23 protein-coding genes are annotated in these 24703 nt (G+C 28.5%); 20 read left to right on the top strand and 3 right to left on the bottom strand.

Annotated elements, in window-relative coordinates:
• The first annotated feature begins 42 nt into the window (after positions 1–42).
• From KGF39_RS12020 to KGF39_RS11995, 6 genes are all read left to right on the top strand, one after another.
• On the top strand, positions 43–1254 hold the full coding sequence (locus KGF39_RS12020; RefSeq protein ID WP_227822480.1) for an exonuclease SbcCD subunit D C-terminal domain-containing protein: 1212 nt from the start codon (positions 43–45) through the stop codon (positions 1252–1254).
• Complete coding sequence (locus tag KGF39_RS12015) at positions 1241–4768, top strand: AAA family ATPase (protein WP_227822479.1); 3528 nt, start codon at positions 1241–1243, stop codon at positions 4766–4768. Before KGF39_RS12020 ends, KGF39_RS12015 begins: the two co-directional genes overlap by 14 nt.
• A gap of 130 nt (positions 4769–4898) precedes the next feature.
• Positions 4899–6152, top strand: a complete 1254-nt coding sequence (locus tag KGF39_RS12010; RefSeq protein ID WP_054273090.1) for an HlyC/CorC family transporter — start codon at positions 4899–4901, stop codon at positions 6150–6152.
• A gap of 147 nt (positions 6153–6299) precedes the next feature.
• Entirely contained in the window at positions 6300–7352 is a 1053-nt protein-coding gene (gene ytvI / locus KGF39_RS12005) for a sporulation integral membrane protein YtvI (protein WP_227822478.1), read from the top strand.
• A gap of 88 nt (positions 7353–7440) precedes the next feature.
• Entirely contained in the window at positions 7441–8667 is a 1227-nt protein-coding gene (gene pepT, locus KGF39_RS12000; RefSeq protein ID WP_227822477.1) for a peptidase T, read from the top strand.
• A gap of 206 nt (positions 8668–8873) precedes the next feature.
• Positions 8874–9926 (top strand): cell wall-binding protein Cwp18, encoded by a 1053-nt coding sequence (locus KGF39_RS11995; protein ID WP_227822476.1) that lies wholly within the window; start codon positions 8874–8876, stop codon positions 9924–9926.
• A gap of 256 nt (positions 9927–10182) precedes the next feature.
• On the opposite strand, the gene yfcE is transcribed toward KGF39_RS11995, so the two are convergent.
• On the bottom strand, positions 10183–10752 hold the full coding sequence (gene yfcE / locus KGF39_RS11990; protein WP_227822475.1) for a phosphodiesterase: 570 nt from the start codon (positions 10750–10752) through the stop codon (positions 10183–10185).
• Between the two features lie 24 nt (positions 10753–10776).
• Complete coding sequence (locus KGF39_RS11985; protein WP_054273095.1) at positions 10777–11577, bottom strand: NAD(+)/NADH kinase; 801 nt, start codon at positions 11575–11577, stop codon at positions 10777–10779.
• A 134-nt stretch (positions 11578–11711) separates the two neighbouring features.
• Here KGF39_RS11985 and KGF39_RS11980 point away from each other — a divergent pair, with 134 nt between their 5' ends.
• From KGF39_RS11980 to KGF39_RS11925, 12 genes are all read left to right on the top strand, one after another.
• Positions 11712–12572, top strand: a complete 861-nt coding sequence (locus KGF39_RS11980; protein ID WP_079739969.1) for an ABC transporter ATP-binding protein — start codon at positions 11712–11714, stop codon at positions 12570–12572.
• The gene (locus KGF39_RS11975) at positions 12572–13258 is read left to right on the top strand and encodes an ABC-2 transporter permease (protein ID WP_227822474.1); all 687 of its coding nucleotides are present in this window, start codon (positions 12572–12574) and stop codon (positions 13256–13258) included. The genes KGF39_RS11980 and KGF39_RS11975 overlap by 1 nt, the downstream gene beginning before the upstream one ends.
• Before the next feature lie 51 nt (positions 13259–13309).
• Positions 13310–13852 (top strand): hypothetical protein, encoded by a 543-nt coding sequence (locus KGF39_RS11970; protein ID WP_227822473.1) that lies wholly within the window; start codon positions 13310–13312, stop codon positions 13850–13852.
• A gap of 87 nt (positions 13853–13939) precedes the next feature.
• Positions 13940–14407, top strand: coding sequence for a YbaK/EbsC family protein (locus KGF39_RS11965; protein WP_227822472.1), 468 nt, complete (start codon positions 13940–13942; stop codon positions 14405–14407).
• Positions 14408–15113: 706 nt separating this feature from the next.
• Positions 15114–16250: an acyl-CoA dehydrogenase gene (locus tag KGF39_RS11960; RefSeq protein ID WP_227822471.1), complete on the top strand. Its 1137-nt coding sequence runs from the start codon at positions 15114–15116 to the stop codon at positions 16248–16250.
• 74 nt (positions 16251–16324) lie between these two features.
• Positions 16325–17107 carry an electron transfer flavoprotein subunit beta/FixA family protein gene (locus tag KGF39_RS11955; RefSeq protein WP_009888867.1) on the top strand — a complete coding sequence of 261 codons (783 nt, stop codon included), beginning with the start codon at positions 16325–16327 and terminating at the stop codon, positions 17105–17107.
• 17 nt (positions 17108–17124) lie between these two features.
• Positions 17125–18135 (top strand): electron transfer flavoprotein subunit alpha/FixB family protein, encoded by a 1011-nt coding sequence (locus tag KGF39_RS11950; protein WP_227822470.1) that lies wholly within the window; start codon positions 17125–17127, stop codon positions 18133–18135.
• An 18-nt stretch (positions 18136–18153) separates the two neighbouring features.
• A complete protein-coding gene (locus tag KGF39_RS11945; RefSeq protein ID WP_227822469.1) occupies positions 18154–18951 on the top strand; it encodes an enoyl-CoA hydratase-related protein in 798 nt (265 codons plus the stop codon).
• A gap of 97 nt (positions 18952–19048) precedes the next feature.
• On the top strand, positions 19049–19894 hold the full coding sequence (locus tag KGF39_RS11940) for a 3-hydroxybutyryl-CoA dehydrogenase (protein WP_054273102.1): 846 nt from the start codon (positions 19049–19051) through the stop codon (positions 19892–19894).
• 86 nt (positions 19895–19980) lie between these two features.
• Positions 19981–21156 (top strand): acetyl-CoA C-acetyltransferase, encoded by a 1176-nt coding sequence (locus KGF39_RS11935; RefSeq protein WP_227822468.1) that lies wholly within the window; start codon positions 19981–19983, stop codon positions 21154–21156.
• A 177-nt stretch (positions 21157–21333) separates the two neighbouring features.
• Entirely contained in the window at positions 21334–22236 is a 903-nt protein-coding gene (locus KGF39_RS11930) for an RluA family pseudouridine synthase (RefSeq protein ID WP_107595312.1), read from the top strand.
• Positions 22237–22249: 13 nt separating this feature from the next.
• The gene (locus KGF39_RS11925) at positions 22250–23254 is read left to right on the top strand and encodes a nucleoid-associated protein (RefSeq protein ID WP_054273105.1); all 1005 of its coding nucleotides are present in this window, start codon (positions 22250–22252) and stop codon (positions 23252–23254) included.
• A gap of 157 nt (positions 23255–23411) precedes the next feature.
• On the opposite strand, the gene acpP is transcribed toward KGF39_RS11925, so the two are convergent.
• Positions 23412–23639, bottom strand: a complete 228-nt coding sequence (gene acpP, locus KGF39_RS11920; protein WP_003418905.1) for an acyl carrier protein — start codon at positions 23637–23639, stop codon at positions 23412–23414.
• A gap of 171 nt (positions 23640–23810) precedes the next feature.
• On the opposite strand from acpP, the gene KGF39_RS11915 reads away from it, so the two are divergent.
• Both KGF39_RS11915 and KGF39_RS11910 read left to right on the top strand, forming a co-directional pair.
• Positions 23811–24236 carry a hypothetical protein gene (locus KGF39_RS11915; RefSeq protein WP_054273106.1) on the top strand — a complete coding sequence of 142 codons (426 nt, stop codon included), beginning with the start codon at positions 23811–23813 and terminating at the stop codon, positions 24234–24236.
• A 47-nt stretch (positions 24237–24283) separates the two neighbouring features.
• Positions 24284–24490: a hypothetical protein gene (locus KGF39_RS11910; protein WP_009888870.1), complete on the top strand. Its 207-nt coding sequence runs from the start codon at positions 24284–24286 to the stop codon at positions 24488–24490.
• The last annotated feature ends 213 nt before the right edge of the window (positions 24491–24703 follow it).

Genomic DNA, 24703 nt, shown 5'->3' with positions numbered 1-24703 from the left:
TTTTTATATAAATTAAACATAAAGATAGAGGGAGAGAAAAAGATGAGATTTATTCATACATCAGATTGGCATCTAGGGAAATCCCTAGAGGGCCATTCTAGAATTGAAGAACAGGCAAAGTTTTGTGAGGAATTTATAAAAATAGTAGAATCAAATGAAATAGATATGATTATAATTGCTGGAGATATATATGATACTTCTAATCCTCCAGCACAAGCAGAAAAATTGTTTTATCAGACTGTATCAAGACTTGCCAATAATGGTCAAAGATGTGTATTAATAATTTCAGGAAATCATGATAATCCAGAGAGACTTTCTGCAATAACACCTCTAGCACATGAACAAGGGATACTTATATTTGGTTATCCATTAAGTGCTACGATAGAAGCTAAGTATAAAGGGTTTGAAATAACAGATGCAACACAAGGATGCACAACACTGAATATAAATGGAGAAAGTGTTGTAGTTGCTACATTGCCTTATCCAAGTGAAAAAAGGTTAAATGAGGTTTTTTCAAGTGAAGATGATTTAGAAAAACAAAAAAATTATTCTGAAAAAGTAGGAGATATATTTAGAAATCTAGAAGAAAATTTTAGAAGTGATACTATAAATATAGCAGTATCACATATATTTGTAATAGGTGGAGAGAGTACTGAATCAGAAAGACCTATACAACTTGGAGGTAGCTTTTTGGTTGAGAGAAAAGACTTACCAGAAAAGGCTCAATACACTGCATTGGGGCATTTACATAAACAACAAAAAGCTTCTGAACGTTTAAATGCATACTATTCTGGTTCTCCACTTCAATATAGTAAGGATGAAAGAGCATATACTAAGGGTGCATACATAGTGGATATAAAAGCTGGTGAAAAACCGATAATAGAGGAAGTATACTTTAATAATTATAAACCTATAGAAGTATTTAAATGTAATGGAATAGAAGAGGCCTTAGTTATATGTGAGCAAAATCAAGATAAAGATATTTGGTCATACTTTGAAATAAATACTGATGAGATAATATCACAGAATGAAATTAAAAAAATGAAGGAACTATTAAAAGATATAATAGAAATAAAGCCAATAATAACATCTTGTTATGAACAAGAAGGTGTAGATATAAAAGAAAAGTCTATGGCAGAGTTATTTAAAGAATTTTATTCTTTTAGTAAAGGTGTAGAGCCAAAAGGTGAGCTTATGGATTTATTTCTAGATATAATAAGTGAAGAAGGTGAATCAGAAGATGAGACCAATTAGATTAGAACTTACAGGGCTTAATAGCTATATTGATAAACAAGTTATAGATTTTGAAAAACTAATTGAAAGAGGTTTATTTGGGATATTTGGAACTACTGGAAGTGGAAAATCTACAATTTTAGATGCCATAACGATTGCTATGTATGGAAATATATCCAGAAATACAAAAGAATATATAAATAGTGTGTGTGATAAAGCAATTATATCATATGAATTTGAAATAGGAAGCAAAAACACCAGAAGAAGATACATTGTAGACAGAACTATTGCTAGAAGTAAAACAGGAACAAAGACTTCCAATGCTAGATTAATAGAAGTATTGAATGACAATACTAAAAATGTTTTGGCTGATAAGGTTGTGGAAGTAAATGAAAAAGTAGCTCAGGTTGTAGGATTAACAGCAAATGATTTTACTAGGTCAGTAGTTTTACCACAAGATAAATTTAATGAGTTTCTAAGGTTGTCACGTGCAGACAGAAGAGACATGCTAGAAAGAATTTTCAATCTTGAGAAATATGGAAGAAGCCTTGGAGAAAAAGTAAAAAAGAGAAAAAATCTACATTTACAAAATTTAAAAGATTTGAAATCAAAATTAAGTCAATATGATGGAATTACAGATGAAGTATACAATAACATAAATCAAGAGTTAATAGAGTTAAAAAAATTAGAAAAAGAGAAGAATAATGCTTTAGATTTAGCTCAGAAATCTTACGAAGAGAGTAAAGTAGTATATGAAGAACAATTAAAATTAGAGAAAAATGAGCTTAGAAAAAATGAACTTAATTTAAAAAGTAGTGAGATAAAAGAAAAGATTGCTCTTGTAGAAAATGATGGCAATGCAAGAAAAGTAGACCCATACATAGGTTCAGTTCAAAATCTAGAAAAAAAAATAAATGAAGATAGCTTTACAGTAAGCAATTTAGAAAAGAAATTGATTATATTAAATCAAGAACTTGAAGTCATAAAAAGTAGATATGAAAAAATAAGTAGAATTAAAAATGAAGAAGTACCTAAATTAAGTGAGGAAAAAATTAGATTACAACAAGCGATAAAATTAGAAGAAGAATTAGTTTTACTAGATAAAGAATTAAAAGAGTTAAAAGAAAATGGAATTAATTTAAATAAGAATAAAGTGGAGTTAGAAAAGGTAAAACAAGAGTCTGAATCTAGAAGAGATTCAGTTAATAAGTCTATAAAAGAAGTTGAAGGAAAAATTGATAAAGTAAATATAAGTGCAGAATTAAAGCAGAAAATATTTTTAGCCTATGAATATGAGAAAGATTACAATAAAGTGTTACAAGAGAAAAATCAAAAAATAAATAAACAAGAAGAAATACTCAAAGAGACAGAAGATATAAATTTAAAAGTCAGATATATTGATAAAGATAAAAATGATATAAAATGCAATTTAGAAAATTTATCTCTTCACTTAGATGTTCTTCTTAAAAAATGTCCTGGTAAGAGCGCAGATTTACTTTTAAAATCTGAATATGTAACTGAATTAAGAAATAAAGCAAATAATACCAAAGAAAATGAAATTAAGAAAAATAGTATACAGGATGAATTGAAGATAGTACTTGAAAGTAAGTTTAATACTGAAAGAGAAATAAATTTACTAAATGAAAAACTTGAAAATAATAGAAAGAATAGAGAAGACCTAGAAAAAGAGTTAGAAGAACTAAAATATTTAAATTTAGCCTCTGAACTTAGACGTGAATTAAAAGAAAATATGCCTTGCCCAGTTTGTGGGTCAAAATACCATGAAAATCATAATATAACTAAATATGATGAGAATATAGCTTTTGTTAAAGAAAAACTTGAAAAATTAGAAAAAGAAAAAATAAGTATAAGAAACAATATAGAGGAATTAAATGCTAAAGTAAGTGGATATTTATCTATAGAAAAAATGAAGACTAAAGAACTTGAAGATGTAAAGGGCAAACTAGGGGATATTCCATCTAGCCAATTATTAAAAAAACTTGATGATGAGCAAAGAAAGCTTGCTTTGTTAAAGTCTAATATTCAAGATTGGGAGAAAGAGAAAGAGGATACGGAAAATAAAGTAACATTAGCTAAAGAAGAAAAAAATAGAATTGAAAAAGAAGAATTAAAAGTAAAAGAAAGTTTGAATAACTATAAGAAATTAACAAGAGATTTAAATACAGATATAGAAGGTTTAGAAAATAAATGTAAAAAACTTAAACAGGAGTATATAGGACTAAAGACAATTACCAAAGTTTCTAATTTATTGTCAAAAGTAGAAGAAATAAGAGAGAATGAAAAAAAATTAGAATTACTAAGCACTGGGTATTCAAATTTATTAAAAAATAGAGACTTATTGGATGTTAAAATAAGAGAAAATGAAAGTAAACTACATGAAATAGAGATAGAGCTAATAAAGGCTAGAGAACTATATGTAGAAAAAAAATTGCATAGAGATAATAAGTATAAAGACGTTATTAACATAACGAAAGGTGATTTAGCTAAAAATCTTTTACATAATGTTGAAGAAAATATATGTAAGATATTAGAACAAGAAGAAACAAGTAAGAAAAAATTGGAAGAGCAAAGATTAGAATATGAAAAGAATATTGCTGAAAAACACAATATAGATGGAAGGCTTAAAACGGCTAAGGAACAATATAAAGAACAAAAAGCAATACTAAATAAACTATTAGAAGAAAATAAATTTGAAAGCATATATGTAGTAAAGAGAGCTTTATTAGATGCTGATGAAACAAAAAAATTGATTGAAGAGATATTAGAGCATGAAGAAGAGCAAAAGTTATTATCATTTAAAATAAAGTCATCAAAAGAAAAGTTAAATGGAAGAACTATAAAGAAGGAGTACTTTGAACAATTAAAAGATGAGATTTATAATCTGAAAGTAGAAATAGGAAATATATCTAAAGATATTGGAGCTAATCAAAATAAATTAATAACATTAAAAAACTCTTTAGATAAGATAAATGATTTTAATAAAGAGCTTAAAGTAGTTGAACACAATGTAGACTTATTGGAAGAACTAGATAAATGTATACAAGGAAATAAATTTGTAGAATATGTTTCTACAAACCAATTAAAATATATAGCTTTGGAAGCATCAAAAAGATTAGATGGAATAACAAAAGGAAGATATGCACTTGAAATTGACTCTACACTAAATTTTGTAATGAGAGATAACTTTAATGGAGGAGAAAGACGAAGCATTGATACTCTATCTGGCGGAGAGACATTCTTAACTTCTCTATCACTAGCACTTGCTCTTTCATCTCAAATACAATTAAAGGGAAGTGCACCACTAGAATTCTTCTTTTTAGATGAAGGTTTTGGTTCATTAGATAGTGAACTTTTAGAAATTGTTATAGAATCATTGGAAAGATTGCATAGTAATAATCTAAGTGTGGGTATAATAAGTCATGTCGAGGAACTTAAAAATAGAGTTCCTGTTAAGCTATTAGTTTCATCTAGTGAGGCTGGAATAGGCTCAAAAGTAAAAATTGAATATAGTTAAAAAATATGTGTTAATTGAATATATTATCTAATATTTCCAAAAAATATATAATTGTGATATAATTAAAACTAATATTAAAGTTATTTATAATTAATATTAATATAAAAACATGTAAGTAGGAGTGTGGTAAGTGTTGGAATCGCCCAATAATTTGATTCAGATTATATTTTTAATAGTATTACTTATGGGGTCTGCATTTTTCTCAGCATCTGAAACGGCTTTAATGTCGTTGAGTAAAATTAGAATCAGATATATGCAAGATGAAGGAGTTAAAGGAGCTAAGTTAGTAAGTTCATTAATAGAAAATCCAAATAAACTTTTAAGTTCTATATTGGTTGGAAATAACGTCGTAAATATAGCAGCAACATCCATATCAACATCTTTATTTATAGGATTAATGGGAGAAAAAGGAGTTGCACTTGCTACAGCTGTTATGACAGTATTAGTATTAATATTTGGTGAGATTACTCCAAAAACAATAGCAGCAAGTAATTCAGAAAAGGTTTCTCTATTGGTATCTAAACCTATAAAAGCAATTATATTTGTATTAAGACCAATAGTATGGATATTTAACATAATCACAAATGTTATATTTAAATTACTTGGTATAACAAACAAAGGAGCTAAATCATTCATAACTGAAGAAGAATTAAAGACTATGGTAAATGTAAGTCATGAAGAAGGCGTCCTTGAAATGGAAGAAAGAGAAATCATAAACAATGTATTTGAATTTGGAGATATGCAAGCTAAAAATGCAATGATACAAAGAATAGATATGGTAGCTATAGATATGGAAGATAGTTATGATGAGATAATACAGGTATTTAAGACTGAAAAACTAAGTAGAATGCCTGTGTATGAAGAAACTATAGATGATATTGTAGGAATACTTAATATAAAAGATATTATATTTTTATCTGATGAAGAAATAGAGTCATTTGATATTAAAAATTATATGAGAGAGCCTTTTTTCACATATGAGTTCAAAAAAATAACACAACTTCTTGAAGAGATGAAACTTGAAAAAAGCCAGATGGCTATAGTTGTAGATGAGTATGGTGGAACATCTGGACTTTTAACTATAGAAGATTTAGTAGAAGTAATTGTTGGAGATATAGAGGATGAATATGATGAAGAAGAAGATGAAATACAAGTTATAAAAGAAGATGAGTATATTGTAGATGGAAGTACTAAAATTGGTGATGTCAATGAACTTATTGGTGTAAATTTAGAATCTGAGGAGTTTGATTCTATAGGTGGATTTATAATTGGGCACTTAAGCAGATTGCCAGAAGAGAATGAAGTAATTGAAGTCGATAATATAAGATTTTGTATAGAAAGTATCGAAAAAAATAGAATTAAAAAAATAAGAATATATACATAATGTAATAATGTTCTTAAATTTATCTTAAGTGCATGAATATAGAAGCTAACTTTTATATTCATGCACTTATTTTTATTTTATATTCAAATAAAACTAGTATGAAATGGACAAAATAAAAATATAAATTAGAAGAAAGGAGATTTTAAGATGAGCATATTAGAAAGTAATTTTTTATATAAGTTAAAAAATAACACTATCTTTTTTTGTATATATACATTGTCATTCGTTTTTATTTACAAAGCTTTTCCATACATAGCTCCATTTTTTTTAGGTGGTATAATAGCGCTTATGATTAATCCTATATCGCAAAAATTAGAAAACAAGTTCCATATAAACAAAGGTATATCTACACTCGTTTTAAGTTTTCTTGCAGTAGCTGTAGTTAGTACAGTTACTACAATCATAGTAATAAATTCAGTAAAAGAATTAATGGGATTTTTAAATAATATATCTGCTAACCCTGAGGATATAAGCAATAATATTATGTATTTCTTAAATAAGATAAATGACTTTATGAAATCGTTTCAAGAAATAGCCAACTTTGATGTAGAACAATTAGTAAATAAATTCAGTGGAGAAGTAATGCAAATTACAAAAAATCTTCTTACTAGTATACTTGGACTGGCTACTTCTATTCCATACATTATAATATTTATAATTACTTTGTTTATTGCTACATATTTTATAGCAAAAGACTTAGATAAGATTGAAAATGGTTTTTATGATATGTTTACTGTTGATGTCAGAAATAAGGTGAAAAATGTAAAAAAAGAGGCAGGTATTTCTCTTGTTGGATATATAAGGGCCTATACAATACTAATGGCTATAACATTTTTTGCAATCTGGGGAAGTTTTGTTTTATTTGGATTGAAATATGGTCTAATAGTAGGGTTTGTAGGAGCTTTAATGGATTTAATTCCATTTCTTGGGATAATAACAATATACTTTCCAATAATTGTTTACTATTTTCTTATAAAAAATTATTTTATAGCTATAAGTATGACTATAATATTTTTTACCTTATCTTTAATTAGAGAAATACTTGAACCTAAACTAGTATCAGTAAATGTTGGACTAAATCCATTAGCTACGCTAGCTGCGATTTTTATTGGAATCCAAGTAAAAGGAATAATTGGCGTAATTTTTTGTTTGGGTTTGGTATGTATGCATGATATACTTAAGAAGGTGGATATTTTTTAATTATAATAATTTAGAGATTTTTTTAATAAAATTTTATTCACTTACAAATAAAATTTTTTATTAATATTATAAGAAAGAGGGTATGTATGTGAAACAAAAAGTAGTAGAAAGATTTTTAAAATACGTATCATTTGATACAACATCTAATTCTCAATGTGAAGATTGTCCATCTTCAGAAGGTCAAAGAGTTTTAGCTAAGTATATAGTTGAAGAGCTAAAGACAATGGGGATTGATGATGTGAGTTTAGATGAAAATAGTTATGTAATGGCTACTTTAAAAGGGAATACTGAAGGTGTGGATACTATAGGGTTCATATCACATTTAGATACAATTGAAGATGTTAGTGGAAAAGATATTAAGCCAAGAATAATAGAAAACTATGATGGAAAAGACATAGTTTTAAATGAAGAATTAAATGTTGTTACATATGTAAAGGATTCTCCAGAGTTAGCAGAATTTAAAGGGGATGACTTAATAGTTACTGATGGAACAACATTACTTGGTTCTGATGATAAAGCTGGTATAGCTGAAATAGTAACTGCAATAGAATATCTAATAAATCATCCAGAAATTAAACATGGAGATATAAAAATAGGATTTACACCAGATGAAGAAATTGGTAGAGGTGCTGATTTATTTGATGTTGAAAAATTTGGAGCAAAATATGCATATACTTTGGATGGAGGAATAGTTGGAGAACTTGAATGTGAAAACTTCAATGCAGCAAATGCAACTATTACTATACATGGTAGAAATGTTCATCCAGGTTCAGCTAAAAATAAAATGGTAAATGCTATACATATAGCTACTGAAATATCAGAAATGTTTCCAGCAAATGAAAGACCAGAAACAACAGAAGGGTATGAAGGATTTTGGCATTTAAATTCTATAGGTGGAAATGTTGAAAATGTAAGTATGTCTTATATTATTAGAGACCATTGCAAAGAAAAATTTGAACAGAGAAAATCTATTATGATAGAAAATATAGAAAAAATAAATAAAAAATATGATAATAGAGTAGAATTAGATTTAAAAGATTCTTATTATAATATGAAAGAAAAGATTGAGCCAGTTATGTTTATAGTTGATATAGCTAAAGAAGCTATGGAGGAGTTAGATATAAATCCACGTCTAGTGCCTGTAAGAGGAGGTACTGATGGAGCAAGGTTATCTTTTAATGGGCTACCTTGTCCAAATATCTTTACTGGTGGATTAAACTTCCATGGAAAAAATGAGTGTATACCAGCTAGTTCTATGGAGAAAGCTACTAGATTAATTGTAAGAATAGCTGAAAAATATGCTGAAAGAGTTTAGTTAAAAAGTATTCAAAAATTAAGTATTTAAAGTTATAATAGCTATATCACTCTTTATAAGTCAGGCTGATTATAAGCTTGTATTGTATTTGAAATGGTATAGCTATTTTTATGATTATTTTTATAAAAGATAATTATTTTTAGTTTAGGGTATCAATAAGAAATATGGATATCAATAGGTATTGACATTTAAAAGGGGGAATTGTATTGAAAATTAAATCTAAAAAAATAATAGCATTTGCACTTTCATTTGGGATTATGATGCCAAGTTGTGTATATGCAGACACCACTAGTAAAAATCAAAATAAACAGGTAGATATGAGTCATTATCTTCAAAACAGAAAATCTCCAAAGGAGGAAACGCTAATTGGTGAAGATAGATTTGATACAGCCATAAAAATATCTCAAAGTGGATGGAACAATGGTTCAGAAAGTGTGTTTCTAGTTAACTCAAATTCATTGCCAGATGCATTGGCTTCAACTCCTTTGGCAAGTAAGTTGGATGCACCAATACTACTTACCAATAAAAACAGTATACCAGAGAATGTAACAGATGAAATAAAGAGGCTTAATCCAGCAGAAGTTATTTTAATTGGAAGTGAAGGAGCTATTTCATCAAGTGTAAAAGAATCTCTTGAAGATATAGGAGTGTTAGTTAGTAGAATTGGTGGAGCAGATAGAGAAGAGACATCTTTACTCCTTACTAAGCAGTTAGATGATACTGGTGATTTAGGTGTTTCAAAAGTGGCAGTGGTTAATGGATATAATGGGCTAGCAGATGCAACTTCAATATCAAGTCCAGCAGCAAGTGATAATATGGCTATAATATATACAGGTAAAGATAGTATAAGAAGTGAAGCGAAGAACTTTATTACACAAAACTCAACTGAGACATACATAGTAGGTGGAGAGTATAGTATAAGTAAAAAACTTGAAGGACAATTAATAAATTCAGAAAGACTAGCAGGAACAGATAGAAAAGATACAAATGCTAAAGTCTTAGAAAAATTTTATGGCAAGTCAAGTAAGGTTAATAATATGTATTTTGCAAAAGATGGAAGTGGTAGAGAAGCCGATTTAGTTGATGGGCTTGCTGCTGGAGTATTAGCTTCAAAAACAAAGTCACCTGTAATCCTTGCAAGTGGAAGTTTAAGTAGTGCACAGAAAAGTTTTATAAAAAAAGTAAAGGCTGATAAATTTGTACAAGTTGGTGGAGGTAAGAATAGTAAGCCATATACAGAAGCATTAGCATTACAGTAATATTGTGTAAATCAAAATTAATATATAATAAGAGAAGGGAAACTAAGTTATGCTTCAATATAATATATAATAAAAACAAGTAAACTAAGTTATATTTCAATATAGTATAGAATAAAACAAGTAAACCAGATTCTATTTAATTTGAAGTTTAAGGTATTGTACTTAAATTTCTAGTTGAGAAGAAATAAAATGGTTTACTTGTTTTTTATTATGAATTTAACAAATTAAAGTTTACTTTATTTTTATTGAAAGTTTACTAATCATTAATATTTATTATATTCCCAGTATTGATGTCAATTAAGTTGATATCAAGTTCAAGCTCATCTTCATCATCAGTTTTTATGATATCTATAATTGCAACAGAATGGCTTCCATCTTTTGGGATAGAAGTACTTCCTGGATTTATTACTATTAAATTATCATCCATGTATAGCTTTTTTACATGAGTATGTCCTAAAACTAATATGTCAGCACCCATTTTCTTTGCTTTGTCAATAATTTCTTCTTCTGATTCTGTATAGCCATGGTTCAATATAATTCTAATTTCACCAAACTGGCTCATGACATAGGGACTCTGAATAGGATGTTGTATTACCATTTGGTCAACATCTGCATCACAGTTTCCTTTTACAATCATAATATTTTCTAATTTATTTAATACCTCAATGAATTTTTTAGGATTATATCCTTCTGGAATTTCATTTCTAGGACCATGATATAAGACGTCTCCACCATGTAATAGAACGTCACAATCAGACAATACATTTAACGCTTTTTCAAAGTAAAGTAAACTACCATGAGTATCACTCATTATTCCTATTTTCATATTTAAAATCCTCCTAAGTTCAGTCTATAAAAATTTTTCAGATACTCTATGCCAAAACTCGTAGTTTGACATCCTAAGTAATTTTATTTTTGCATCAGATATACTAACTTTTATGTTTTCGATTTGTCTAAATCTGTGTTCAACTCCATCAACGACAATCAATACAGAATCTTCAAATCTATATTCGGGTGCAATTTTTATAACAGATTCATTTGAACATATTATACTTGATGTAAAGCACCTATATGCATTAGTATTTATCGGATGTAAAGGTGTAATCTGCATAAGTTCAAGATTTATATCAACAATACTACCTCCAGCAGAATAGTTATAGGCTGTCGAACCAGTGGAAGTAGAAATAATCATACCATCTCCACTAAAATTTTGTATATGTTTATCATCAAGGCTTAAATTTAGGTGTATAGTCCTAGACTTGTCTCCTCTTATAACAACCTCATTTACAGCAAGCATATTAGAACCACTAGTAGTTGTATATACTTCTGCATTAAGAAGTGACATTTCTTGAATAATATAATCTTTTTTTGTATAAGCTTCAATAAAGCTATCAATCTTATCTGGTAAAATATCAGGAAAAAACCCCAGATGCCCTGTATTTATTCCCATTATAGGAATCTCAGGAAAATCGAAATCTCTAACTGTTCTTAAAAAAGAGCCATCACCACCAATTGATATAATGAGCTCTGTATCTGGATAAATATCTGAATACACTTCAAAGCCAGCTTTGATAAGTTTTCTAGTTAAGAGTTCTTTAGTCTCAAGAGACTTATTTAATTGGTTTGTATTTATAGTTATAATTCTTTTCATATATTCACCTCTTCATACTTTGTATTATAACATAGTTTTATAATTCTTAATTTATAAATTTATAAATGACCTTTGTAGTGAATGTGTTAAAATATGTATAGGTGGGTATAAAAAAATGCATAAGAGGTGAAGATGTGTTTAGCATAAGGAATATCACAAAAAAATTAGGAAAATTCAAGTTAAATAATATAAACTTAGAGTTAAAGGAAGGAGACATTGTTGGGATTATAGGACCAAATGGTTCTGGAAAAACGACTTTAATAAAACTTATAATGGGGATTATTGATGCAGATGAAGGCGAAATTGAGCTTTGTAATGAAACTATTGAAAATTCTCCAATAAGCTTTAAAAACAATATTGGTTTTGTATATGATTCTTTACAATTTTATCCACATTTAAAGGTTAAGGAATTTAGAAGAATAGTTTCTTTATTTTATAAGAATTTTGATAGAGAAAGATTTGATGAATACCTTAATAAGTTTGAGATAGAAGAAAATATACATATTAAAAATTTATCTAAAGGTCAATCTGAAAAACTTATGTTGTCAAGTGCACTTAGTCATGATGCTAAATTATTGATTTTGGATGAACCAACTGCTGGGATAGACCCAATTGTGAGAACTGAAATAATGCAGTATTTAAAAGATTTTGTGAAAAATGGAAACAGCAGTGTTATAGTCTCTACTCATAACACCGACAATCTAATTAAAGTTGCTGATTATCTTGTTTTTATAAATAAAGGAAATCAGATTTTTACAGTTAAGAAAGAATTGATAGAACAGGAATATAAAATAATTAGGGCAAATAAAGCAGAATTAGAATCAATCAAAGAAAATATAGTTGGTGTGAAAGAGTATAAATATTATAATGAGGCACTTGTTAAAGTTGGAGATAGCTTGAAAGTAAAAAGCCTATTGATAGAAATTGATAAGCATAAGGTCAAAAATCCTACTATAGAAGAACTAATGTATTATTATGTAAATGAGGTGAAATAATGTTCAATTTAATAAGGAAAGATTTAATAATAGGGATTAGTTCAGATGGTATCCGTAATTTAAAGTACATATTGCTATTTTTTGTGTTTTATTTTTTCCTTAATTCAATTTCATATTATACAGTAAGTATTGCTGTGAGTTATTTAATATTTATAAATACGTTTGAATGTGATTATGAGAATGATTCAAGGATTTTTATAAGGAGTATGCCAGTCAGTATAGAAGACATAGTTTACTCAAAATATTTATTGGGTGTAGGGCTGATAATTTCTGTAACAGCAATTGTGTCCTTAATAAGTAAATTGACATCACTAGTATTCTTTAGAAATATGGTTTTAAATGATGTATTTTTTTCTGTAAATATATTTTTAGCAATTTTGGCAGTTTTACTTCCTTTAATTTTTAAGTTTGGATATGGAAAAATGAAAGTTTGTGGTCTTATAGTAAGTATTTTAATTTACTTTGTATATGGAAGTCTTTTGAGGACGATTAGTATGATTGTATATCAAGTAAAGCATTTTAATTATAGTAAAGTTGGAGGAGTGTATCTTTCAAATTATGTAACTGATATGACTAATACTAAATATATAAATTTATATAGCATAACATTTTTAACAATAATAATTTTTATAATATCGATGTATTTTTCTATTAAGATTTCAAAAAAGAATAAGTTTAATTATTAAAATTTTAATTAATATTATAGCACAATAGCACAAAATATAAGGAGAATAGAAATGAATAAGTTTATAAAAGTTTCATTTTTTATTTTGGGGATTTTTACACTATTCATAGCTATAAATAAATTAGTATATAGAGATATGGTAAGTGTCAAAGATTATGAAATAAATCATTTAGAGGAGATTGTTTTTGATTTTGATAGCAGAAGAAGTAGGGATATTGGTACTATTGTAAGGTTTAAAATAAGCAATAATAGTAAATATAGTTATAAGTTAAACAGTGCTAAAATGAAGTTTGAAAATTGTGTAGAAAATAAAAAAGGAATAAATAAATGTTCTTCCTATGTAAATGTAGATTTATTTAATGAAAAGAATTCTATAACTGCAAAAACTCTAGAATATGGAATAAAACCAAATGATCAAGGTTATGTTGATTTTGTAATTCCAAGAGGATTAAATTTTGATTATAGGTACTTTAATGAGTCTGGTATGAGTGTCGAATATAAGGGAGAATATATTGTCGATATTCCAATGGCGAAAGGATTGTATTTAGTAGTTGGAAAAAATAATGATGTATGGAATGCTAATATTATGGAATGATTTTAAAAAATTGAAAAATGAATCAATCATAGATATAATTAAGAATAATATTAAATTTATAAACATTCAGATTAGGAGGCAGATTTGATGTCAATAAGTAATGTAAGAGAGTATTTTAAACAGTTTGGAAGAGAAGATAGTATATTAGAATTTGAGCAATCTAGTGCTACTGTGGAACTTGCAGCTGAAGCGGCAGGAGTTATTCCAGCAAGAATAGCTAAGACACTTTCATTTAAAATAGGTGATGATGCAATTTTAGTTGTAACAGCTGGTGATGCTAAGATTGATAATAAGAAGTATAAGGCTGAATTTAGTTGTAAGGCTAAAATGCTGACACCAAAAGAAGTTTTGGATTTTACTGGACATGCTATTGGTGGTGTTTGTCCATTTGGCCTAAAGAATTCTCTAAAAGTGTATTTAGATGATTCAATGAAAAGATTTGATACAGTATTTCCTGCATGTGGAAGTAGTAATTCCGCAATAGAACTTACATGCGAAGAAATGGAAAAGTTTTCTAAGTGTGAAAAATGGGTAGATGTTTGTAAAAATTGGTAAAAAATATAGTTAACTTAATGGAAATTAGTAAAAAACTATCTCTGTATACGATGTATACAGAGATAGTTTTTTTGAGCAAATATTTATAAATCTAAGAGAATAATCTAATTTAAACTAATAATCCAAAATGAAGTTAAAAAATTCTGATTTTTCTTCAAAACAATAAAAAAATGACAAAAAAGTGGAAAAAATGTAATAAATATTGTTAAAAAAATAATTAGAAATTATTGAAAAATTATCCTTTGAGTGATACTATTATAGATGTAAGATATTTAAAAATAAAAAATAATCAGATAAAATTGTGATTATTTAGCTCTATTAAAATAATTTTTATACGATAAAAAATTTCTGTATATGGCTAAAAAACAGTTATATAGACAATGTTTACTATCTAACATACCCTGATATAAATATCGTAAACAAATTATTTTATCTATAAGCATTGCAAAATAAATCTTATTATAGTTTGAAATTTCATAAAATTCCAAAAATCGAGATTTTTTTTAAGTGTAGTTGATTTTAAATTAACAATTTATAATTAAATTAATGTCATAATTGGTTAGTATAATCACGTATAAATATAGGGCGGACTTTAATTAAGGTAATAAATTTCTCGACGTATATTCAAATACTTTATTATAGATGCTGCCGAGATTTTAATTAATAAATGAAAATAAAATATTTATAAAATACTGAGGAGGCTATTATGGATTTAAATTCTAAAAAATATGAGATGCTTAAAGAGCTATATGTAAGCTTCGCTGAAAATGAAGTTAAACCTTTAGCAACAGAACTTGATGAAGAAGAAAGATTTCCTTATGAAACAGTGGAAAAGATGGCAAAAGCAGGAATGATGGGTATACCATATCCAAAAGAATATGGTGGAGAAGGTGGAGACACTGTAGGATATATAATGGCAGTTGAAGAATTGTCTAGAGTTTGTGGTACTACAGGAGTTATATTATCAGCTCATACATCTCTTGGTTCATGGCCTATATATCAATATGGAAATGAAGAACAAAAACAAAAATTCTTAAGACCATTAGCAAGTGGAGAAAAATTAGGCGCATTTGGTCTTACTGAGCCTAATGCTGGGACAGATGCGTCTGGACAACAAACAACTGCTGTCTTAGATGGAGATGAATACATACTTAATGGCTCAAAAATATTTATAACAAATGCAATAGCTGGTGATATATATGTAGTAATGGCAATGACTGATAAATCTAAGGGTAATAAAGGAATATCAGCATTTATAGTTGAAAAAGGAACTCCTGGATTTAGCTTTGGAGTTAAAGAAAAGAAAATGGGTATAAGAGGTTCAGCTACTAGTGAATTAATATTTGAAGATTGTAGAATACCTAAAGAAAATTTACTTGGAAAAGAAGGTCAAGGATTTAAAATAGCTATGTCTACTCTTGATGGTGGTAGAATTGGTATAGCTGCACAAGCTTTAGGTTTAGCACAAGGAGCTATTGATGAAACAGTTAAATATGTAAAAGAAAGAGTACAGTTCGGTAGACCATTATCAAAATTCCAAAATACACAATTCCAATTAGCTGATATGGAAGTTAAAGTACAAGCGGCTAGACATCTTGTATATCAAGCAGCTATAAATAAAGACTTAGGAAAACCTTATGGAGTAGAAGCAGCAATGGCAAAATTATTTGCAGCTGAGACAGCTATGGAAGTTACTACAAAAGCTGTACAACTTCATGGTGGATATGGATACACTCGTGACTATCCAGTGGAAAGAATGATGAGAGATGCTAAGATAACTGAAATATATGAAGGAACTAGTGAAGTTCAAAGAATGGTTATTTCAGGAAAATTATTAAAATAGATAAATATTAAAATAGATAAATATTAAAATATACACAATAGGTCGATATTAAAAGAGATATGGAGGAAGGATTTATGAATATAGTCGTTTGTATAAAACAAGTTCCAGATACAACAGAAGTTAAACTAGATCCTAATACAGGTACTTTAATTAGAGATGGAGTACCAAGTATAATAAACCCTGATGATAAAGCAGGTCTAGAAGAAGCTATAAAATTAAAAGAAGAAATGGGTGCTCATGTAACAGTTATAACAATGGGACCTCCTCAAGCAGATATGGCTTTAAAAGAAGCTTTAGCAATGGGTGCAGATAGAGGAATATTATTAACAGATAGAGCATTTGCAGGTGCTGATACTTGGGCAACTTCATCAGCATTAGCAGGGGCATTAAAAAATATAGATTTTGATATTATAATAGCTGGAAGACAGGCGATAGATGGAGATACTGCGCAAGTTGGACCTCAAATAGCTGAACATTTAAATCTTCCATCAATAACATATGCTGAAGAAATAAAAACTGAAGGTGAATATGTATTAGTAAAAAGACAATTTGAAGATTGTTGCCATGACTTAAAAGTTAAAATGCCATGCCTTATAACAACTCTTAAAGATATGAACACACCAAGATACATGAAAGTTGGAAGAATATATGATGCTTTCGAAAATGATGTAGTAGAAACATGGACTGTAAAAGACATAGAAGTTGACCCTTCTAATTTAGGTCTTAAAGGTTCTCCAACTAGTGTATTTAAATCATTTACAAAATCAGTTAAACCAGCTGGTACAATATACAATGAAGATGCGAAAACATCAGCTGGAATTATCATAGATAAATTAAAAGAGAAGTATATCATATAATTAAGGGGGGATAAAGAATGGGTAACGTTTTAGTAGTAATAGAACAAAGAGAAAATGTAATTCAATCTGTTTCTTTAGAATTACTAGGAAAGGCTACAGAAATAGCAAAAGATTATGATACAAAAGTTTCTGCATTACTTTTAGGAAGTAAGGTAGAAGGTTTAATAGATACATTAGCACATTATGGTGCAGACGAAGTAATAGTAGTAGATGATGAAGCTTTAGCAGTGTATACAACTGAACCATATACAAAAGCAGCTTATGAAGCAATAAAAGCAGCTGACCCAATAGTTGTATTATTTGGTGCAACTTCAATAGGTAGAGATTTAGCACCTAGAGTTTCTGCTAGAATACATACAGGTCTTACTGCTGACTGTACAGGTCTTGCAGTAGCTGAAGATACAAAATTATTATTAATGACAAGACCTGCCTTTGGTGGAAACATAATGGCAACAATAGTTTGTAAAGACTTCAGACCTCAAATGTCTACAGTTAGACCAGGAGTTATGAAGAAGAATGAGCCTGATGAAACTAAAGAAGCTGTAATCAATCGTTTCAAGGTAGAATTTAATGATGCTGATAAATTAGTTCAAGTTGTAGAAGTAATAAAAGAAGCTAAAAAGCAAGTTAAAATAGAAGATGCTAAGATATTAGTTTCTGCTGGACGTGGAATGGGTGGAAAAGAAAACTTAGACATACTTTATGAATTAGCTGAAATCATGGGCGGAGAAGTTTCTGGCTCTCGTGCCACTATAGATGCAGGATGGTTAGATAAAGCAAGACAAGTTGGTCAAACTGGTAAAACTGTAAGACCAGACCTTTATATAGCATGTGGTATATCTGGAGCAATACAACATATAGCTGGGATGGAAGATGCTGAGTTTATAGTTGCTATAAATAAAAATCCAGAGGCTCCAATATTTAAGTATGCTGATGTTGGTATAGTTGGAGATGTTCATAAAGTACTTCCAGAACTTATCAGTCAGTTAAGTGTTGCAAAAGAAAAAGGTGAAGTTTTAGCTAACTAATTTCTTGGGGAGGGTATTATGAGTACAAGTGATGTTAAAGTTTATGAGAATGTAGCTGTTGAAGTAGATGGAAATATATGTACAGTGAAAATGAATAGACCTAAAGCCCTTAATGCAATAAATTCAAAAACTTTAGAAGAACTTTATGAAGTATTTGTAGATATTAATAATGATGAAACTATTGATGTTGTAATATTGACAGGGGAAGGAAAGGCATTTGTAGCTGGAGCAGATATTGCATACATGAAGGATTTAGATGCTGTAGCTGCTAAAGATTTTAGTAGCTTAGGAGCTAAAGCTTTTGGAGAAATAGAGAGTAGTAAAAAAGTAGTGATTGCCGCTGTAAATGGATTTGCTTTAGGTGGAGGATGCGAACTTGCAATGGCGTGTGACATAAGAATTGCATCTACTAAAGCTAAGTTTGGTCAACCAGAAGTAACTCTTGGAATAACTCCAGGGTATGGAGGAACTCAAAGACTTACAAGATTGGTTGGAATGGCAAAAGCAAAAGAATTAATCTTTACAGGTCAAGTTATAAAAGCTGATGAAGCTGAAAAAATAGGGTTAGTAAATAGAGTCGTTGAGCCAGACGTTTTAATAGAAGAAGTTGAGAAACTAGCTAAGATAATAACTAAAAATGCTCAACTTGCAGTTAGATACTCTAAAGAAGCAATACAACTTGGTGCTCAAACTGATATAAATACTGGAATAGATATAGAATCTAATTTATTCGGTCTTTGTTTTTCAACTAAAGACCAAAAAGAAGGAATGTCAGCTTTTGTTGAAAAAAGAGAAGCTAACTTTATAAAAGGGTAAAAATCTAATTAAAAATATATTTGCTGTTAACTAGATTGAATAGTATTTTAATCTAGTTAACAGAATATAAATACTAAAATAACAGGAGGTTATAACTATGAAATTAGCTGTAATAGGTAGTGGAACTATGGGAAGCGGTATTGTACAAACTTTTGCAAGTTGTGGTCATGATGTATGTTTAAAGAGTAGAACTCAAGGTGCTATAGATAAATGTTTAGGCTTATTAGACAAAAATTTAACTAAGTTAGTTACTAAAGGAAAAATGGATGAAGCTACAAAAGCAGAAATATTAAGTCATGTTAGCTCAACTACTAACTATGAAGATTTAAAAGATATGGATTTAATAATAGAAGCATCTGTAGAGGATATGAACATAAAGAAAGATGTTTTCAAACTATTAGATGAATTATGCAAAGAAGATACTATTCTAGCAACAAATACTTCATCATTATCTATAACAGAAATAGCTTCTTCTACTAATAGACCAGATAAAGTTATAGGAATGCATTTCTTCAATCCAGTTCCTATGATGAAATTAGTTGAAGTTATAAGTGGTCAATTAACATCAAAAGTTACTTTTGATACAGTATTTGAATTATCTAAGAGTATCAATAAAGTGCCAGTAGACGTATCTGAATCTCCTGGATTTGTAGTAAACAGAATACTTATACCTATGATAAATGAAGCTGTTGGTATATATGCAGATGGTGTTGCAAGTAAAGAAGAAATAGATGAAGCTATGAAATTAGGAGCAAACCATCCAATGGGACCATTAGCATTAGGTGACTTAATAGGGTTAGACGTTGTTTTAGCTATAATGAACGTTTTATATACTGAGTTTGGAGATACTAAATATAGACCTCATCCACTTTTAGCTAAAATGGTTAGAGCTAATCAATTAGGAAGAAAAACTAAGATAGGATTCTATGATTACAATAAATAAGAATTTAGGAATTAACAATTTAAATAATACTGTTTAAAAAAATTTCGGACATCTGATAAAAATATAATTTAATGGGGGTAATGAATATGAGAGAAGTAGTAATTGCCAGTGCAGCTAGAACAGCAGTAGGAAGTTTTGGAGGAGCATTTAAATCAGTTTCAGCAGTAGAGTTAGGTATAACAGCAGCTAAAGAAGCTATAAAAAGAGCTAATATAACTCCAGATATGATAGATGAATCTCTTTTAGGTGGAGTACTTACAGCAGGTCTTGGACAAAATATAGCAAGACAAATAGCATTAGGAGCAGGAATACCAGTAGAAAAGCCAGCTATGACTATAAATATAGTTTGTGGTTCTGGATTAAGATCTGTTTCAATGGCATCTCAACTTATAGCATTAGGCGATGCTGATATAATGCTAGTTGGTGGAGCTGAAAATATGAGTATGTCTCCTTATTTAGTACCAAGTGCTAGATATGGTGCGAGAATGGGTGATGCTGCTTTTGTTGATTCAATGATAAAAGATGGATTATCAGATATATTCAATAACTATCACATGGGTATTACTGCTGAAAATATAGCTGAGCAATGGAATATAACTAGAGAAGAACAAGATGAACTAGCTCTTGCAAGTCAAAATAAAGCTGAAAAAGCTCAAGCTGAAGGAAAATTTGATGAAGAAATAGTTCCTGTTGTTATAAAAGGAAGAAAAGGTGACACTGTAGTAGATAAAGATGAATATATTAAATCTGGTACTACAATGGAAAAACTTGCTAAGTTAAGACCTGCATTTAAAAAAGATGGAACAGTTACTGCTGGTAATGCATCAGGAATCAATGATGGTGCTGCTATGCTAGTAGTAATGGCTAAAGAAAAAGCTGAAGAACTAGGAATAGAGCCTCTTGCAACTATAGTTTCTTATGGAACAGCTGGTGTTGACCCTAAAATAATGGGATATGGGCCAGTTCCAGCAACTAAGAAAGCTTTAGAAGTTGCTAATATGACTATTGAAGATATAGATTTAGTTGAAGCTAATGAGGCATTTGCTGCTCAATCTATAGCAGTAGTAAAAGACTTAAATATAGATATGGCTAAAGTTAATGTTAATGGTGGAGCAATAGCTATAGGACATCCAATAGGATGCTCAGGAGCAAGAATACTTACTACACTTTTATATGAAATGAAGAGAAGAGATGCTAAAACTGGTCTTGCTACACTTTGTATAGGTGGTGGAATGGGAACTACTCTAATAGTTAAGAGATAGTTTTAGATTATAATTTTTATAAATTAAATATTTAACTATGAATTTAACCTGTAAGAATAACTGTTTGTTATTCTTACAGGTTTTTATAGTTAAAAATAATTATTATCTATTAAACAAAAATAGTGTAAAATATATAATATCATGATTTTTAAGAAATAAAAGAAAGTAGGTAAAAGTTTGTTTAAAAAAGAAAATCAAAGATATAATCTCATATCGTATACAAATGAAGAAGAAATGACTTTAAAAGAAGTTTTATTGGACAAACTAAATTTTTCAGTTAGGTCATTATCAAAAATGAAGAGAGAAAAGAGTGTCTTAGTAAACGGGGTGTATAAAAAGCCGAGTTTAAAAGTCTATTATGGTGATTTAATAGAAGTAAAGATAGAAGAGGAAAAAGCAAAATTTGAACCTCAAAATTTAAATTTACAAATAATATATGATGATTTTGATATAATTATGGTAAATAAACCTCCATTTATGGTAGTTCACCCAACAAAAAGTCACTATGATAAAACAATAGCAAATGGTATTAGTTACTATATAGATAATCAAAAAGAAAACGTAAAAATACGATTTGTAAATAGGTTAGATATGAATACTTCAGGACTAGTTATAGTAGCAAAAAATGCTTATGCGCATCATACTATGTCTACAGCAATGAGTGAAAATAAAGTTGAAAAAACGTATATAGCAGTAGTTAGTGGGATTATAGAAGAAGATGAGGGAACTATAAATGAGCCGATTTATAGACCTACAGAGGATTCAATAAAAAGGATAATAGATGAAAGAGGACAAGCGTCTATTACTCATTATAAAGTAGTAGAAAGACTAAAAAATGCAACTGTACTAGAAGTAAGATTAGAAACTGGTAGAACACATCAAATAAGAGTTCATATGGCTCATATAGGTCATGGAATAATAGGTGATGAGTTATATGGGTGCATAGATGAAGAGCTTATAAATAGGCAAGCACTCCATGCATACAAGCTGGAGTTTAAACAACCAAGGACAAAAGAAAAATTAAAATTTAAAGCAGATATACCAGAGGATATGAAAGAGCTAATATCGAAATTAAGATAATGGGGTGATATATATGATAATACATAAGTTTATAATACATGTTTTGGATAAAAATAGTGATGTTCCAATATTAAACGACTTTGAAGGTAAAGTTAATCAAGAAGTAGATGGTTTTTTCCAGAAGTCTATAAAAAGAATTGCAAAGGATGAGGATTTAAGAAAAGGTGTTTTTAAAGATTATAATGATAATCTAATTAAAAACTGTTGTGAACAAATAATATATGATGAAAGTACTTTTTTAAAAAATTCTAAGGAAATTGCATCTTACTTGTTTGATGTTATGAAAATCAATGCGGCACTAGAATCTTGTGATTTGGCAATTTGTTTATATACTATTAAAGATGAAAAGAGTGTAGCTATATTGAAATTAGATTATAAAAAGTTGTACACTCATTCAATTGAATTTATAGATGATAAATTCAATATTCAAATGGTTTCAAATGAGATTGGTATTCCAGAGACTCTAAGACAAAAGCAAGGAGCGTTGATTAGTTTAAGTGGTATAAATGATGAGTTTCATTTAAGACTTTTAGATAAGGATGCGGAAAAAGAAGGTTCAGAATCAAAGTTTGTGACAGAATTTTTAAATGCTAAAAAAATAGATGATGATAAGTATAAGACAAAAGTATTTAAAAATACAGCTGAAAATTGGATAACCAATGCTCTTAGCAATGATATAAAGCAAGCTGAAGATGTAAGAAGTATATTAAATTATACACTAAAGGAAAAACATGAAGTTGATATAAATGATTTTGTTGATAATTCAATTAAAGATGATGAGTTAAAAGATAGCTTTAAAGAGCATATGGAAGAGAAAGGTCTCGATGAAAGTTTTAGTATAGATAAAAAATGGGTTGAGAAAAAACTTAAAAAAAGAAGTATAAAAACAGATAATGGTTTTGATATAAAAGGAAACCTAACCGATTTTGAAGACCCAATGAAGTACACTGTAAAACAAAATCAAGATGGGACTATAGATATAATAATAAAGAATGTAACGTTTTATGAAGAAAAGTAATTTTGATTTAAGTAATTTATATACTTATATAAATTAAATACAATAGTGTATATTTTCTATATATTGTAAATAAACGTAATGTAGTCTGTGTGAACTTTGATATAATTTATCATGTAAAAGTTTACACAGACTATTTATATTTGTAGACAAAACGATATTATTTGTTTTCTTCAATATATTTACATATATCACCAATACATTTAAAATTTTCAGCTTCCTCGTCTGGTATTTCTATTCCAAACTCGTCTTCAAGAGCCATTATAATTTCAACAGCATCTAATGAATCAGCTTCTAAGTCATCCATTAAAGATGCTTCCATAGTTATCTCATCTAAATTGTCTACCCCTAATTGTTCTGCTATTATTTCTTTTATTTTTTCAAACATTTTAAGCCTCCTAAAGCAGTTTTAATTAATTTTAATGTTAGTTTAATATAATATCAAGAATTTTTCAATATGGAATCTATAAAAAATAATAAAATTTTATAAAGGTAGTAATAAAGTCTTATTTGCTGAATAAACTTTATTGATAACAAATATAACTTAGGAGGAAATGCTATGAAATATGTAGGACTATTACTAACATCAGTAGGAATGTTTTTACTTATAGCAGTAAATTTTTATTATAATTCAATAACTTTAGATATGCAACGTATAGAGGACTACGTAATGGAGACTAATTTAATCCTTGAAGATGTAGCTGAAAAAGAGAGTTATGTATCTAATGAAAAAGAAGATTACATATCAAGATTAATGAATGTAAAGAAAGGAATAGAAAATTCAAAAACATCATTCTTGATAGAAAGATATAAAGCATACAAAATAAAATCAATTGAAAGTTTAATTTATACTATATCAGAAGAGAAAAAAGATTATCTAGATGAAGTTGATAGATACAATAAACTTGGAGAAAAAGAAATAAATAAACTAATAAATAAAAATTTTTTAGAAGTAACTTATCTGTCTATTACTACATATATTTAATTAAAGAGACAAAACTTAGTCTCTTAATGATTCAAGGAGGATTAGTTATGACAAAATTAGAAGACAATATGGAACGTTTCTTTGGAGGATGCGAAGGATTTTTTGGTAATAAAATGCTGATAATAATAGTTATAGTATTCTTATTATTATGTACAGATATTTTAGAAGACTTATTATGCGATGACAATATATGGATATGGGTTATATTAATAGTATTGTTATTATTTAACTTCGATGATGGTTGTTGTTGCTAAAAAATATTGATTATTAAATAGGCAAAGCCAGTAACTTATACAAGTTGTGGTTTTGCCTTTTTTAGTTTAGATTAAAAAATTAAAAAAATAATAAAAATACATTAGCAAAATGGAAACCAAATGCATAGTATATGTTAGGAGCGAAAAGCTCAATAAAATATCAACAGGAGGTAACGTGGAATGTTAGATAGATTCTTTGGAGAAGAAGGATGT

The sequence above is a fragment of the Clostridioides sp. ZZV14-6345 genome (assembly GCF_020657775.1).
Classification (GTDB): Bacteria; Bacillota; Clostridia; order Peptostreptococcales; family Peptostreptococcaceae; genus Clostridioides; species Clostridioides difficile_D.
This window is presented reverse-complemented; position numbering and strand designations above follow the sequence as displayed.